General features: G+C 64.7%; 9 protein-coding genes and 1 riboswitch. All 9 genes read right to left on the bottom strand.

Going from position 1 to position 15,228, the window contains the following annotated elements; genetic code table 11:
* Window positions 1–515: 515 nt before the first annotated feature.
* The 9 genes from VGN72_14410 to VGN72_14370 all read right to left on the bottom strand — a co-directional run bounded on the left by VGN72_14410 (window position 516) and on the right by VGN72_14370 (window position 15,209).
* Window positions 516–1,361 (bottom strand): RluA family pseudouridine synthase, encoded by an 846-nt coding sequence (locus VGN72_14410; GenBank protein ID HEV7300555.1) that lies wholly within the window; start codon window positions 1,359–1,361, stop codon window positions 516–518.
* Window positions 1,362–1,849: 488 nt separating this feature from the next.
* A complete protein-coding gene (locus VGN72_14405) occupies window positions 1,850–2,302 on the bottom strand; it encodes a hypothetical protein (GenBank protein ID HEV7300554.1) in 453 nt (150 codons plus the stop codon).
* A gap of 34 nt (window positions 2,303–2,336) precedes the next feature.
* Window positions 2,337–2,810: a DUF2141 domain-containing protein gene (locus VGN72_14400; protein HEV7300553.1), complete on the bottom strand. Its 474-nt coding sequence runs from the start codon at window positions 2,808–2,810 to the stop codon at window positions 2,337–2,339.
* Window positions 2,811–2,880: 70 nt separating this feature from the next.
* Complete coding sequence (locus tag VGN72_14395) at window positions 2,881–3,279, bottom strand: DoxX family protein (protein ID HEV7300552.1); 399 nt, start codon at window positions 3,277–3,279, stop codon at window positions 2,881–2,883.
* Between the two features lie 96 nt (window positions 3,280–3,375).
* Entirely contained in the window at window positions 3,376–5,286 is a 1,911-nt protein-coding gene (thiC, locus tag VGN72_14390; protein HEV7300551.1) for a phosphomethylpyrimidine synthase, read from the bottom strand.
* A gap of 75 nt (window positions 5,287–5,361) precedes the next feature.
* A riboswitch (TPP riboswitch) is annotated at window positions 5,362–5,464 on the bottom strand.
* Window positions 5,465–5,826: 362 nt separating this feature from the next.
* Entirely contained in the window at window positions 5,827–7,020 is a 1,194-nt protein-coding gene (locus VGN72_14385; protein HEV7300550.1) for an NPCBM/NEW2 domain-containing protein, read from the bottom strand.
* A gap of 152 nt (window positions 7,021–7,172) precedes the next feature.
* On the bottom strand, window positions 7,173–8,336 hold the full coding sequence (locus VGN72_14380; protein HEV7300549.1) for a prenyltransferase/squalene oxidase repeat-containing protein: 1,164 nt from the start codon (window positions 8,334–8,336) through the stop codon (window positions 7,173–7,175).
* Window positions 8,337–8,463: 127 nt separating this feature from the next.
* Complete coding sequence (locus tag VGN72_14375; protein ID HEV7300548.1) at window positions 8,464–12,702, bottom strand: hypothetical protein; 4,239 nt, start codon at window positions 12,700–12,702, stop codon at window positions 8,464–8,466.
* A 92-nt stretch (window positions 12,703–12,794) separates the two neighbouring features.
* Window positions 12,795–15,209 (bottom strand): VWA domain-containing protein, encoded by a 2,415-nt coding sequence (locus VGN72_14370; GenBank protein HEV7300547.1) that lies wholly within the window; start codon window positions 15,207–15,209, stop codon window positions 12,795–12,797.
* Between the last annotated feature and the right edge of the window lie 19 nt (window positions 15,210–15,228).

The raw sequence follows: 15,228 nt of genomic DNA, 5'->3' as shown, positions 1-15,228 counted from the left end.
AGCCGGACGCGAGGGAGGACAAAGGGATTAAGGCGACCCCGTCTCGCCGCGGCGGTTTGGGTAAGGCAACACGCGAATTCGTGCACCATTATGCACCATTGTGCACCATCGGGTGATGACAAGAGTGCGGGTGGGCCGCTTCGCTTGGTCTATTCGGTTGTCAAAGAGCACACTATCTATCTCTACGGTCGCGCTGCGCGATTGAGGTGGAACCGGCGCAACGCGCTCCGCATTTCTTCGCGTCCTACTTCGCGCCTTCGCGACTTCGCGTCTCTTCCTCTGCCTAATGGCGGCTAGCGCCACGCGGCAGACAAAGATGTCCGCCGGACCAAAGGCATAAGACAGAGGAGAGACAGACAAGAATGTCCGTCCCACCAGCAAAGGAAGATCGAAGAGACACAGGTGAGAATGCCTATGCCACAGAAGAGAGGCGAAGCGAATACGGGGGGAGAGGCGGACAGGGGGAGAGACAGGCAGGAATGCCTGTCCTACAGAAGCGTCGCGACCGCGGGCCGTCAGGGCTTTGGTTCTGCGAAGAGCTTGCGCATGAAGGCGGGGATGGGCAGGCTCCAGGCGACGCGCTGGCCGGTGCGGGGGTGGTCGACGGCCAGTTCGACGGCGCACAGCATCAGGCCGACGCCGGGGGTGGCGTCGCCGTAGACGGAATCACCGACGATGGGCCAGCCGGCGTGCGACAGGTGCACGCGGATCTGGTGCTTCCGGCCCGTCTCCAGCGTCACGCGCAGCAGGGCTTGGTTCTGCGCGTTCTGACTGACGACCGCGTAATGCGTCACCGCCAACTGCCCGCGATTACCTCGGCAGACGTAGACGGTGCCGTCGGTGCGTTCTTCCAATGGCTTGTTCAGCGTGTCCTGCCGTTCGGACGGCACGCGCATCACCACGGCGCTGTAGACGCGGTCGACGCTGTGCTTGAAGAACTGCGTCTTCAGCGAGTCGTACGCCATGTTCGATTTCGAGAAGACGAGCAACCCCGACGCGTCCCGATCCAGCCGATGGATTAGCCCCACGCGCACGTCGCGGTTGCCAGCGAAGTAGTCCTGCACGAACTTGAGCGCCGTCGGGCGCTGCTCGCGCGGGCCGGTGCTGGTCAGCAGGCCGGGTGGTTTGTTGATGACCAGCAGGTCCGCATCCTCATGCACGATCGTCAACGGCCCGGGTGACGGCGTCGCCCGCGGGGCGTGGTCGGCGATCGTCACTTTGGCACTGTCGGGCAGTTCCTGCTTCAGCGATCGCGCCCGCTGGCCATCGACTCGAACCCGTCCGGCAGCCAGCATCTGCCGTAGCGTGGTACGCTTGGCGGTCGGTTGAAGCAGCAGCAGGCGATCGAGCAGCGTCGGCATAGAACGGCAGTATCGGCACGCGGTTGCGCAACTCAACTGGGCGCATCAACAAAAGAATTCGGTCGCATGTTTGGGGACCCGGGATCGCACAAACCCACTTACGCTAATATAGCCCCGGGCTTGCCCGGGGTTCCGTGTTAGGACACGCGCGGGCAAGCCCGCGGCTATGCGGGTGGAAACATCGCTACTGCTCAAAAAGAAAAAGGTCCTGATCTCACCCAAAGATCAGGACCCATGCACGACAAACCGTGAAATCACGATCGGTCGATTAGTTCTTCTGTTAAGACGACGCCATCGTCGCCCGCTTACCTAAACCACCCTAACTTGTTTCATTTTAGAACCACCGAACAACCCGACAATCAGGAACTTCGCACCCCCAATGGCGTTTTCACCACAAAAACGCGCGTACGACAAAATTGCACATCGTGTCACAAAGCACTTTGTGAAAATAGATAACCTGTAACGACCTGATGTGGATTACCGACTTATCAACTCGGTGCTGCGACCGCGAAGAGTGAAATTACGATCAGGAGCAGGCCGCGTACGGTCCAACCGCTGGTGCGCACCCAGTTGCCACGGCTCAGCCGCTGAATGCAGGTCGAGTCGTACGCCTTGGCAAGCCTATCGTGACACGGCACCTGGAACAGGAACGTCGACACCCACACGACCCCCAGCAGGGCGAAACCGATCCAAGCCACTTCAACGGGAACGAATTTCGGCCGAATGACGAGCAGCGCGATGGCAGTCCCCAACTCGATCAGCATCGCCGGAAGGACAACGAACGTCGTGCCCCGCAGGTGACGGCGATGGTACGCCGACCATTCCGTTGGCCCCACACCATCGAACTGCGGGTAATGCACGATCTGCACGAACCAGATCAGCCCCACCATGAACCACGTTGCGGCCAGATGCACGTTCCAGATCAGAAGTGGCCAAGCCATGGCCGGATGATAGGCGTCGCCGACGTCGCACCGATCACAGGTATTTGTACTGAACGCTGATCGACATGGTGGCGCCATCGGACTTCAGTTCGAACACGGCCTCGTCATAGCGCGGCGGCCGTCGGCGGGGTTTGGGGTTGTTCGTGACGCCGTGGCCCTCGGTCGGGATGCCGATGAAGTTCGTGTCGAGCTTCTCGTTACTGTTCTCGTCGTGCAGCACGACCGCTGCGTAGCGCCCGGGCGGCAGGTCGATGTGGAACGTTGGGTTTTCCGCATCCGCAGGCAAGCTCTGCCAAAGCAACGCCGCGCCGCGATCGCGGGGGAAGCCATTGGCTTGGTCGAACACGCCCAAGCGCAGCATGCCGCGCGTGTTCTTCAGGTCCGTCACCGCGACCGCCAAGTTCGCCTTTTCGCCCTCCGGCGCGTCTTGAGCGCGCGTGCTGCCCAACGGCGTCATCAGTGATAGGAGCAGCGCGAGCACGATGAGTTTGGCAGTTCGACGTCGCATTGTACGACGATCAGCAAAACCTGTGCGATCATCGGATTCGCATGATTGATTCGTCATCCGTCCGGCTGAGCTACCGCCGCCAGGGAATGAGCGCCCGCAGGCGTGCATCGCGTAAGAACACGCCAAGCCAGACGATCACGCCGAAGACGACCGGTGCCGGCCACATGCCATCCTCCGCGCGTACGTGGGTCGCCACGGCCCCACCGAGGTAACCGGTAAGCAGGATCGCGCCCAGAATGGCTGTACGCGGGAAGGCGTAGACGATCACGCAGGCGATCTCGAGGTAGAGGATGACCCGCCCCAGGTGGGCCGCGTAACCCTGCTTGCGCAGCCCCTCATCCATCGCGGCCGAGTCGTATAACGTGTAGACGCCACCGACGCCCATCATCAGGATCGGGATGGCCGTCATCACCCAGCCGAGAATCAGCAGCACTTTTGAGCCTGCGGTCGACGCGCGTTCGAGCTTCATGTTGCGTTCCCTCTGTAAAACCGGCCTGGCCGCTTAAGCGGCCAGGCCAGTAGTTCAGATCGGATCTTGCGCAACGTCGGCTGCAGAAAATGCGCCTCAGATCACGCTGTCGCTCGTCTTGATGCCGACGCCGAGCGGGATCAGTTTCTCGGCCTGCTTCTGCTTGGCCGTGTCGGGGTCGACGTAGTCGCTGTGGCAGGTGGCCTTGTCCTTGTCGGCGCCGACGGCCTTCTTGGTCTTGCTGGCGAGCTTGTGGATCTCGTCGGGCGACAGCACGCCGCGCTTGGCGAGGATCTCCTGCTGTTCGGGCGTGAGGGCAGCGGTTTTCTTGGGCTTGTCCCACTGCATCGACTCGTCCTTGCCGCTGAAGAACTCGTTGATCTCCTTGCTGATGCGTACGCTGCACCAGTCGTGGCCGCACATGGCGCAGAAGTCGGTGTCGACGTCCAGATCTTCGTCGTGATAGGCGCGGGCGGTATCGGGGTCGAACGAGAGCTCGAAGTGCTTTTCCCAGTTGAGCGCCGCCCGGGCCTTGGTCAGCTCGTCATCGCGGTCGCGGCTGGCGGGAATGCCCAAGGCGACATCGGCAGCGTGGGCGGCGATTTTATAGGCGATGCAGCCCTGCTTTACGTCGTCCTTCTTCGGCAGGCCCAAGTGCTCTTTCGGCGTGACGTAGCACAACATCGCCGCCCCGTGATAACCGGCCGCCGTGGCGCCGATGCAGCTGGTGATGTGGTCGTAACCCGGAAAAATGTCGGTCACGAGCGGCCCGAGGACGTAGAACGGCGCGCCGTGGCAGAGCGTCCGCTGCAGCTTCATGTTGTACTCGATCTGGTCGAACGGCACGTGGCCGGGCCCCTCGACCATCACCTGCACGCCGCGGCGCCAGGCGCGCTCGGTGAGCTCGCCGAGCGTATGCAACTCGGCCAGCTGGGCGGCGTCGGTGGCGTCGGCGAGGCCACCGGGGCGCAGGCCATCACCGATGCTGAAGGTGACGTCGTACTTGCGCAGGATGTCGCAGATGTCTTCCCAGTAAGTGTACATGGGGTTCTGCTTGCCGTGGTGGATCATCCACTTGGCCAGCAGGCTGCCGCCACGGCTGACGATGCCGATCAGGCGCTTGCGCACCATCGGCAGATGTTCGCGCAACACGCCGGCGTGAATCGTGAAGTAATCGACGCCCTGCTCGGCCTGGTTGATCAGCTCCGCCTCGATCATCGGCCAATCCAGCTCTTCGATCTTCCGCCCGATGATCATGCTGTAGATCGGCACCGTGCCGACCGGCACCGACGAGTGCTGACAGAACGCGCTGCGCGTCGCGTTCAGGTCGCCGCCGGTGGAGAGGTCCATCAGCGTGTCGCCGCCCCACTTGATCGCCCAGTCGACCTTTTCCAGTTCCTCGCTGATGTCCGACGACACGGGCGACGCGCCGAGGTTCGCATTTACCTTGGTCTTGCTGGCCCGGCCGATGCACATTGGGTCGAGCTTGCCCTTGAGGTGGTTGATGTTGGCGGGGATAACCATGCGACCGGCCGACACCTCGTCGCGCACCTGCGCTGCTGACAAATGCGGCTCGCGCTGGGCGACGCGTTCCATCTGACTGGTGATGATGCCGAGGCGCGCGCTCTCCAGCTGCGTGATCGGCTCAAAGTTGCGCGGGTAGCGGACCTCGAGAATCGTGCCATCGGCACAGCGGAAGGTGACCGACGGATGGTCGCCGACGAAACAAGCGCCGGGCGTGTAGGTATCCAGCTTCGTGTCGGCCGGCATCTTGCGCGCGCGCCAATCGTTGGGCAGAAAGTCCCACGCCGTCTTCTCGGATGGCTGCGGCATGCCGGGCGTATCCGGGCTGCTGAACGTCCAAGGCGTGCCCACGCGTCCCTTGCTCGCGAACGACCCCGGCGTGGTGCCGGCGGCGGTGGACGAGGGATTGTCGCCGAGCGGCGGCATTGGCGCTGCGTGAGTCTTCGAATCGGAAACGGCGTCGTGGTCGGCCTTGAACATCATGATGAAACGCTCCGTATGCAGGGGCTGACGGGTGGCGGATGGGGACTGCCGCAACGGAACGCGCGCAGTGACGGGCGGGCGGGCCGTTCGCGTTCCCTACGCCGGTCTTCAGCCGGATCAGGTTCCGAGGGTATTTCTCAGCCCCACGTTCTGGGTCGGGGCACCCCTAGCGAACTGTCGTTAAGTGTATGAACCCTGCCACCCCTGAGCAACCGCAACTTCAGATTCAACGGTTTGCAGTCCTAGTGCCGATAAGATGACTGGCTGGGCCGATCGGATTGATCGACGCTCAGCCACCCAAGAAGACCCGTGTTCCGGCGAACGCGGGTCTTCTTATGCGCCCTCCGAGCGGCGCAGCGCTCCCCCACCACCACCGGACTTGGCGCTTTAGCGGCAGGTTCAAGCGCAGTCGAAGAGACACGGGCAAGAATGCCTGTGCCACAGAAGACCAAATACGGGGGGAGAGGAAGACGGGGGGAGAGACAGGCAGGAATGCCTGTCCTACAGAAGACGAGATCGCCGGTGCGTCATGACGATCTACTAAGGTTGCGTCGTCGCAGGCTCAGGGCGCGACTTCAACAGCGCGGGTTCGATCCAGTTGACGCGGTCCTGCGTGTGCAGGCCGGCGCCGAAGTCGACCTCCAGCGTGAGCGTCTTTGCGGCGCTCACGTCCAGTTCGACCGGTTGCGAAACCTGTCCGCCGCGCACGCGAGATTCGTGGGCGACCTTGTCGTCGACCAACACGCGGACGACGGCGTCCGTCAGTGCCAGCCCCGGCTCTGCGGCGTAGCGTGTGCGGAAGGTGGGGAAAGTCCCGTCCAATGCGAACGTCATTCGCGTGCGGGCGTGCATGCCGATGCCGCGGTCGTACGTGCGCCCCTCCGCGCGAATCGCGCCGCCGTCAGCCGAACGGTCGACCTTGGGTGGGAACGACTCGCCGAGGTACGGCGTGTACTGCACCTGCGCCGGAAGCGACGACAACCACCGCGCCGGCCCGTTCAGGTGATCGACCCGTACGATGCCATCGGCGGGCACCGCGACCTCGCCGCCGTCCAGCCGAACCGTCCAGTCGTCGCCATCCTTCGTCACGGCATCGGCGAACACGGTCGACCCATCGGCCAGCGTAACCGCAAACGCAGCAGCGGTGGCCGGCGCGGGTTCACCGGTCGATGCGAAGCGGATCGACGTGAGGTTCGCCAGCGCGACGGGTACCTCGGCATCGCCGACGGTGAAGGTGACGTTCTCGTTGTCTAAAGTGGAGACGACGCCGCGCACCGTGTCGCCGTTGGCCAGCTTGGCGGCGTCTTCCAACAGCTCGGCGGGAGCCGGTGGCGTCAGCGATCGGCTGACCTGCACGACCGACGACAGCGGCACCGTTCGATCACCGAGCTTTTCGTTCGTCCAGATCACCGATTCCGCCGTGCTGCCCGCGGGGCTGCCGACGATCTGCTGGCCGTCGGCCATGTGCAGGACGAACAGTCCCTGGGGCACAGCGGCTGTCTTCCCGCTCGAAAGCGACACCACTCGCGCCAGCGGCACGGTCGCCACACCACTGGCGGTTTGCCCCATGACGTTGCCGTCCTTGATGTCCATGTCCGACAGGATCGACACCCGCTGCAAGTCGGCATCGGTCATCGTCCACGGCCCATCGGCCAGGGCGACCGATGCCGTTGCCGTGAGCGTTACGAGCGTCGCGCCAAAGCACCAAGCTTTCAAGATTGAGAGTCTCGTCATCCTGAGGTACTCCGAAGGATCTCTTCGTGATGTGATACGGGGAGAGATCCTTCGGAGTACCTCAGGATGACGGGTGCTTGATTTGCCAGCCGCTTGAACAGACTTCCGCATCGGTTCCCTTCCGCCTTCCACCTTCGCACTTCCACTTCAAATCACCCGCCCGGTCCCTTGCCGCTGTAGACGGGTAAATAGCGGTTGGGCATCTGCAGGATAATCAGCGCCATGGCGGTGGCGTAATCGTCGTTGACCGGGTCTTGCCAGCTGCCGGTGCGTTGCTGACGCGAGATGAGCTGATCACGCATGGCCGGGTAGTACTTGGCCCAGTATTCCCCCCCCGCCAGGAACGCCGCCTGAACGGCGTAGTAGTTGCCGTAGAAGTAGTGCCCTTCCGTGTCGGAACTGGCGCCCTTCGCATTGCCGGCCGCGGGGATGAACTGCATCAAGTAACGCAGGCCGCGATCGAGTTCGTCCCCTTCGAACACGCCCGCGTAGTACAGCGCCGCCACGCCCGCAGCGGACCGCGCGAAGCCACTGCCCCCACCCCCACCGCGGTTGGCGACGTAGCTGAAGCCGCCGTCGGCGTTCTGGCAACTGCGCACGTACTGGATCGACTTGTCGATCACCGCCTTCTCGACCTTTAGCCCCGCGTCGCGCGCCGCCCGCAGCGCCATCACCTGGCAGATGGTGACGGAAATGTCGGCATCCACCGGCACCGGTTGATACCGCCAGCCGCCCTCGGGGTTCTGCGAGTTCTGGATCAGACGCACGGCCCGCTGCAGCGGTTCCTTAACCGACTCGTCATGCGTCATGCCGTACACTTCGCCGAGAAACAGCGTGGCAAACCCGTGGCCGTACATCGGGCCATTGGTGGTGTCCGACGCGATCAGGCCCGACGGCTGGCACGACGCCAGCACGAAGTCGAGCGCGCGCTTCACGTTCTGCCCGTACTTGCCGCGATCGGGCAGGTTGCCCGCCTGCATGAACGCCAGCGCCGCCAGCGCCGTGATGCCCGCGTGTTTCTGGAATCCACCGCCGGAGCCGTAGCTGCCGTCCGCACCTTGACTGGCCGCCAGCCAGGCAAGGCCACGGTCGACCGCCTGCCGCTGGCGATCGTTGATCTCGGTGCCGATCACCTGATTGGGTCGATCCGCGATGCCGTCGGCGGCGCGGGTGGGAACAGCGACGCTTGCGACGGTGACGCAACCGGCGAGCAGCGCGCAGGCGAGGGATCGCGTCTTGCTCCTCTCCCGGAACGTTGGGAGAGGTTGGGTGAGGGTGATTCCGTGCTGCTGGCGGTTTTCGTTAGATCGAAGCACCCTCACCCTAGCCCTCTCCCGGGGTACCGGGAGAGGGAACCGGACTGCGCTGCCCCACGGGCTAAGGGTCGAGTCTTGCGTTACATCATTCATTTGTCACTTCCATTCGGGCAGGTCGGCGATCCGCTCAATCCCGCCGCTCGGCCAATGCACGATAGTAGTCGTCGACCAGCGCCTTGTACTTCTCGATTGGTTGCTCGCCCTGCCCCTCCACCACTGCAGCGCGCAGGCGCGGCGTAATGCGGCCCCACTCGGCCATCGTCTCCTTGATGTCGGCCGACGGTTCCGCCGACGGATCAACACCCTGCCCACGGTTCGACTCCTGTGCCGCCTCAGCACCGGCGGGTCGCCCTTGCGCCGGTTGCGGCTTGCCACCCTGCCCCTCGCCCGGCTTGGCCTCGGCCATCTGCTGGCCCTGTCCCTGCCCTTGGCCGGGGCTGGGTTGCGACTGCGCCTGCTGGTTGCGCGCCTCCTGGATCAGCTCGTCGATGTCGAGCAGGATGCGTTTCTGGATTTCCTGCGTGACCTTGCCCGGGTCGTGGTTGATCGCCAGCCGTTGCCGCGAGCGTGCCATGCGGTCGCCGACGCGGTTCACGCCCTTCTGCAGTTCCTGCGTGTCGGGCTCGTCGTTCAGCAGTTCCTGTTCGAGTTCCTGATCTTCAATATTTTCAGCGTTCGCCTCTTCGGGCAGCTGATCGCGGTTGTCGGGCTCGTCGCCGATCGTCATCTGGCCCTTGCTGGCATTCTCGATCAGCTCTCCCAGCACGCCGCGCAACTCACCCTGGCGACCGCCAAGGCCTTGCAGCTTCTGTTCCTGTTTCTCGACCAACGCCGCCAGCTTCTTCGTCGCGTTGTTGACGGCCGACTGCAGGTCCTTCAGCAGCCGTAGCTCGGCCTCGCTTGGCAACCGCGCGGCCCCTTGGCCACCGCCACCCCCACCGGCGCCCTGCTTCTGGTCGAACTTGCGCTCCGGCGGCTTGATGGAGAGGTTGCGGATCATCGCGTCGAGTTGCTCGACGATCCGCTGCTGTTCGATCTGCACCTCCGCGTCGGTGCGCTGCTCGCCGAGCGCGTCCTTCACGGTGTTCATCGCCTCGACGATGTCCTTGTTGGCCCACACGTAGACGATCGCGCCGGCGCCGCTGAGGTCTTCTTCGATCGCCTTGGTCGCGTCGGCCAGCTTGCCCTGCTCGCCGGGCATTTTGAGGATGTTGACCGAGTGCGGACGGACGAGTTTGCCGGCCTTATCGCGGGCCAGATCCATGCGGTTCGTGTCGGCGTTCAGCTTTTCCTGCTCGACCTTAATCTTCTCGTAGCGGGCGCGGATGGCCTCGTTCTGCTGTTGCTCAATCTTCTCCTCCGCCTTGCGCTGCTGCTCGTCCAAAACGCGCTTCGCATCCACCAGCGCCGCCAGCGCTTCCACCTGCGGCGGGTCGTACGCCTCGGGCAGCTTGCTGGCCCGCAGGCTCACCAGCGCGCGTTCCATGCGACCGGCCGCCCGCGTAAGGGCGGCGGCGAGTTGGGCGCCGTCCTGCGTGTCTTCAGCCGTGCGTGACAGATCGCGCGTGTTGCGCTCGGTCTGCTGCTGCGATGCCGACAGTTGCCCAAGCGTGACGGCAGGCTCCTTGCCTTCCTTGATCTCCGAAACCATCCGGCCGGCCTTCTCAGCCAAATCGGTCAGCACGTCGGCATTGGTCTTCTCCAGCACATCGGGCCCCTGCAGGCGCAGGTTGTCGATGTTGTGACCGGCCTGCCGTTTCACCAGCATCGCAAGTTGCTGCTGCATCTCGGCCAGCTTCTTGGCCAGCTCTTCCAGCTTGCGCTTCTCGGCGTCGCGCAGCGCGTTGATGACCATCTCCAGCCCTAGCTCCGCCTTTTTCTGCGCAGCCTGCGCGGGGGTCTGCTGGTTCTGCTTCATCGATGAAGATGCCTGCTGCTGGCTCGGTGACACCTGCTGCTGCTTGGCCGTGCTGGCCGCCTGCTTCAGCGACTCGGCGGTCGCGGGATCGGTCTTCTGCAACTGCTCGGCGGCGCGGTTGGCGTCCTCGATCGCCTTCTCGGTTAAATCGGCGAGCTTCTTCTGGTCGGCGACGAGCTTCTCCAGCTCCTTCTGCTCCTCGGGCGTCAGGTTGCTCTTGCCGCGGTTCTCGTTCGCAAAATCCTTCGTATCCTTCGAGACGCGCTGCTGATCGGCCAGCAGCGAGCGGAACTGCTGAATGGTCTGCGACAGGCTGCCGGTGTTGCCGAGACGCTCCATCGCCTTCTGCAAATCGTCGGCGGCCGTCTCCTGCTTGTTCTGGGCGTCCTTCAAATCAGCGTTGCGCTCTTCGGTCGACTTCTGCGGGTCCGCCTCGTTCTGCTGGCGATCCTTGGCGGTTGCCAGTTGCCGGCCGGCATCCTTCATCGGGCCCTCGGCGGTGCGGTTCAGCAGGTCGCGCGCATCCTTGGCCGTCTCGCGGAGGTCGTTGTTGGGCGAGCGATTTTCATCCAGGCGCTCCAGCACGTTCTCCAGCCGCGACGCCACTTGCCGCACGGTGGCGGCGGCCGACGATTGCTGGTTGGCTAGGCGCTCGATCGCGGTGCGGTCGGCGTCGTCGAGCTTGGGCTTGTCCTTCGTCTCGTCGGCGATGTTGGCCGTCTCTACGTTCGTGCGCGTCTGCGCGTTGCGCGCCTCGTTCACCGCAGCGGCCGCGGCGCGAAGCTCGTCACCGATGCGGGCGGCGAACTCCTCCTGACTGATGATCGTGATGCGCAGCTTGCCGCTGTAGGCCGGTGGGTGCGTGGCGCCGTGCAGCGCGTAGTTATCGGTGACGCCGATGCAGTACTCGAGCACGTCGCCGCTCTGCAGGTTGGCGTCGGCCAATTCCGACAGCTCCCACGCGTAGGCAATGCGATACCGCCGGCGATCAGGGCTGGAGTCGCCCGGCGACAGCATCGCGTTTCCGGTCGCCGCCTCGTCCTTCACCAGGGGCAACTCCCACTTCACGCGATCCGACAACCGCTCAACCCACAGCGTCGCATCGCTTATGGCAAAGTCGTCCTCGGCAATCGCCCGCAGCGACACGAGCGCGACGGCGGTGCGTTCCTCGTTGCGGCGGGGTTCCTCGATCTGCACGGTGGGCGACTGGTCGGGTCGCACGATGATCTCGTACTCTTCGATGGCCGGGTTCTGGAAGCCGTCGGCGTCGGTGGCGCGCAGGTGGAAGCGCAGCGATTCGGTCGGGCTGAACGTGCCGATGCTCGCGGTCTCGCCACTGCTTCCACCGGCCCGCGCCCAGGTTATTTCCGGCAGCTTCACATCGGTCGCGAGCGGTTCGATCGCGACGTCGGCCGACGCGAGCGGCTTGTTGAAGGCGACTGACAGCTGCACCGTCGAGCCCGCCGCGACGACCGCGGGCATGTCGGCGAGGTTCACCGTGGTGGGTGGGAGCTTCGCGTACGGCGGTGGCGTGATGGCGGCCTCGACGCGCTCGATCGCCAACCGCGGCACGACGACGATCGGCGTTAGATCGACCCGGTCGTCCCCCGCTTCCACCCACGCCACGAGCGTGCCCGCAGCGGCGGCCTGGGCAAGCTTGGCGTCGAGGGCGGCGGAATAGGTGCCGTCCTCGTTGCGTGTCATGAACTCTTCGCGCTCCGGGCCGTCGGCGACCATCAACGCGCCGGTGCCGGTGTAGTTGCGATAGTGAACCGACACGTCCCGGCTCGCCCGGTCGCCGCGCGACAGCTTCAGTTTGATGGGGATCGGTTGACCGACCGGCACGCGCGCCGGGGGCGCTTCAATCATGTCGATCTGCACCCACTTCGGCCACGCCGTGCTCGAGAACGGCGCGACGAGGCGCATCAATCCGATCTTCAGGTAGCTCGGCCAGAGCAGCGCCAGCAGCACGAGCAGCGCCACCGCGCCGGCGGCCAGGCCGCTGGCCTGCTTCACGGGCTTAGTCGCGATCGCTCGATTCAGGTCGACCGACTGCACGAGCGAGGTCGCCTGGTCGATCACGTGCTGCTTCATAACCCCCGAGCCATGCACCTCGCCACCGGCCATGAAGTTCACGGTGCTGCGTACGCGGTCGTCGAACTGCGGAAACGCCTCTTCGAGCCGTCCGGCAATGTCGGTGAGCGGCAGCTTGCCCACCAGTGGCCGCACGACGTAACGCGCCAGGATCCCACCAATGCCCACCGCCACCGCGACCATCACCGCGATGCGCAGCACGGCCTGCAGGTTCAGCAGGTAATCGACCAGCACCACCGCCAGCACCATCCCGATCGCCGCTGCCAGTGCGTAGCCGACGCCCGTCACGAGCGTCAGCATGCGCACGCGACGCCGAAACGATTGCAGCGATTCGATGAGCGGTGTTGGGGTCATAATGCAATCAGTGGGCGGTAGTCAGTGGGCGGTGGGCAGTAAGAAAGCGGTTCTTACTGCCGACTGCCCACTCTCCACTGCCCACTCCTCTTCTAAACCATCCCGTTCAACTTTCTCAGCACCCACTCGAGCGTGATCAGCCCGACGAACAGCGCCAGCGCCAGCGGCGCGTCCCACAGGGGCGCACCGGACCGCACCGGAATGATCTTAGCCGCGCTGGGGATGATCTGCGGCAGCTTTTCCTGAGCGGCGGTGAAATCGACCGACTCGCCCATCGTCTCCGATGCCAGACGCGACAGTGCGGCACGGTCGACCTGCGGCTCGGCCAGTTCCAGGCGCGGCGTGATGATCTCCAGTGGCACCGTCATCGCATCCACCCCGCCGACAACCGGGGCCACGCGAGCGGTGAAGGCACCCATGCGGTCGGCGGTGAACGAGGCGGTGTAGGCATCGGACTGGCCGGGCTGACGGATCATCGTCTCCTGGCGCACGGGGCGGCCGTCGCTATCGGTGATGTCGACGCGGATCTGATCGGGCAGTTGCGCGGGCAGCGTTGGATCGAGCACCCGCAGGCTCAGCCGTACTTGTTCGCCGAGGTCGTAGGTGGGTTGCAGCGTCGCGAATGTCAGCCGGCGCTGGCCCAGCTTACGGCCGCGGGCGAGGTAGCGCACCTGCTGGATCCAGTAGGTGTCGAAGACGCTCTCGCCGGTGTAATAACGCCACCGCCACGAGTCGTCGATCGCGCTGAACATCGTGCGGCCCGCGCCGTACCGGCCGAGCACCATGACCGGCGTCTTGCGACCGTCGGGCCCGGTATCCACCGGATGCTCGGCGTACACCTCGCCCACGCCCGGCTTGGCGGTGATGCCACGGCTGTACCAGTAGACCGGTTGCCACTCGTCGCGCAGGAACTGCTCGTTGCGCTCTTTGTCGGTGAAGAAGCGGTAAATGCCCGACTGCTCCCCGTCGCGCGTGAGCGACGGCCGGAACCCCTCGGCGATCGGTCCGCCGACCTCGGTCTGCACGCGCGCGATGTTGACCGGCAGCAGCGCTTCGATCGGCGTGTTGCGGAACGATTGCGGCGCCATCCGCGGCCCGGCCACCATGCCAAAGCCCCCGCCCTTGCGGCTGACGAACTCTGACACCAGCGCCAACTGCGCATCGGTGAACTGCCGCGAATCGACGTCGCCGAACAGCACGACATCGTACTCCATCAGCTCTTCGATCGTCTCCGGGAAGCGCGTGATCGGGCGGTCGCCCTCTTGGGCGAAGTTGGGATCGGCGCTGGTCAGCAGGCACGAGATCTCGACGGTGGCGTCGCGCATCATCTCGTTCTTGATGTAGCGGTATTCCCACCGCGGGTAGCCGTCGACGTAGAGAAGCGCGATCTTGGCGTCCAGCACCGATAGCTGCGCGAAGCGCACGTTGTCGACGTCGTCCACCTCGCCGGGCGTGGGGATGGCGACGATTTCCAGGTCCAGCGGGCCGACGACCTCGGGCTTGAACTGCAGTTCCAGTTCCTGCGGCTGGCCGGGCTGCAGCACGGCGATCTGCTCGACGTTGCCGCCCTCGGCGTTGATGATCGGCTGGCCGGTCTTACGGTCGCGCAGGGCAACGGTCACCTGGCGCTCGCCGGTGCCACCGGATGCGACCACCGTCGCGCGCACGTTAACGAAGTCGCCCTTGAACGCCACATCCTGAACGGATACGGATTGCACTTGCACGTTCACCGGCGCGTCGTCCGACCCCACCGCGACCGGGTACACCTTCACGCCGAACGCCTTCAGCGCCGCCATGGCGGCCGGTGGTTGGGCGGGGTTCTCGCGGCCATCGGTCAGCAGCACGACACCGGCGATGCGCTGGCCCTGCAGGTCCTGCAGCACCGCGGACACGGCGGACGTGAGGGCGGTGTTCTGGCCCTGCGGTTGCAGCGACTGAAGCGCGGCGGTCGCGGTTGACGTGTCCAGCGATTCCAGATCGCGTTTGCCAGATACCGTGCCGGCCGACAGTTCAGTGATGGGTTCTGCAGTTCTGGAGAAACGATATAATCGCAGGTCATGTTTTTCCGCAAGCGAGCTAATCAGGGGGCGGTCGCCCGTGCTCAGCAAGCTGACCACCGCCGCCAGGCGGCTGGTGGGGGAACTGGTGTCGCCGCCGGCATCGGTGATCTTCATGCTGAGGCTGTCGTCGACTAACACCGCCAGCACGGACGGTTCGACGCGCGTCTGCACGAGCGTCAGCACCGGCCGGTTCAGCATCGCGATTGCCAGCAGCAGCACGCAGCCACGAACGATGCCCAGCGTCACGCGGACCCGCTGCGATCGCCCTTCGCGCCGATACACGTACACCACCAGCGCCGCGGCCAACGCGATCAGCACGACGTTCCACAGTGACGCCCCCAACACATCCTGTAGCGGCCAGCGCGGGTTGAACTGCAGGCGCAGGCTCCCCTGGCGACCGAGGAAGCCGGGGTCGAGGCCGAGGAGAATTTCGAGCAGGCGGGTCATGTTTGATCAAGCGGCCGTG

Source organism: Tepidisphaeraceae bacterium (genome assembly GCA_035998445.1).
GTDB lineage: Bacteria > Planctomycetota > Phycisphaerae > Tepidisphaerales > Tepidisphaeraceae > DASYHQ01.
This window is presented reverse-complemented; position numbering and strand designations above follow the sequence as displayed.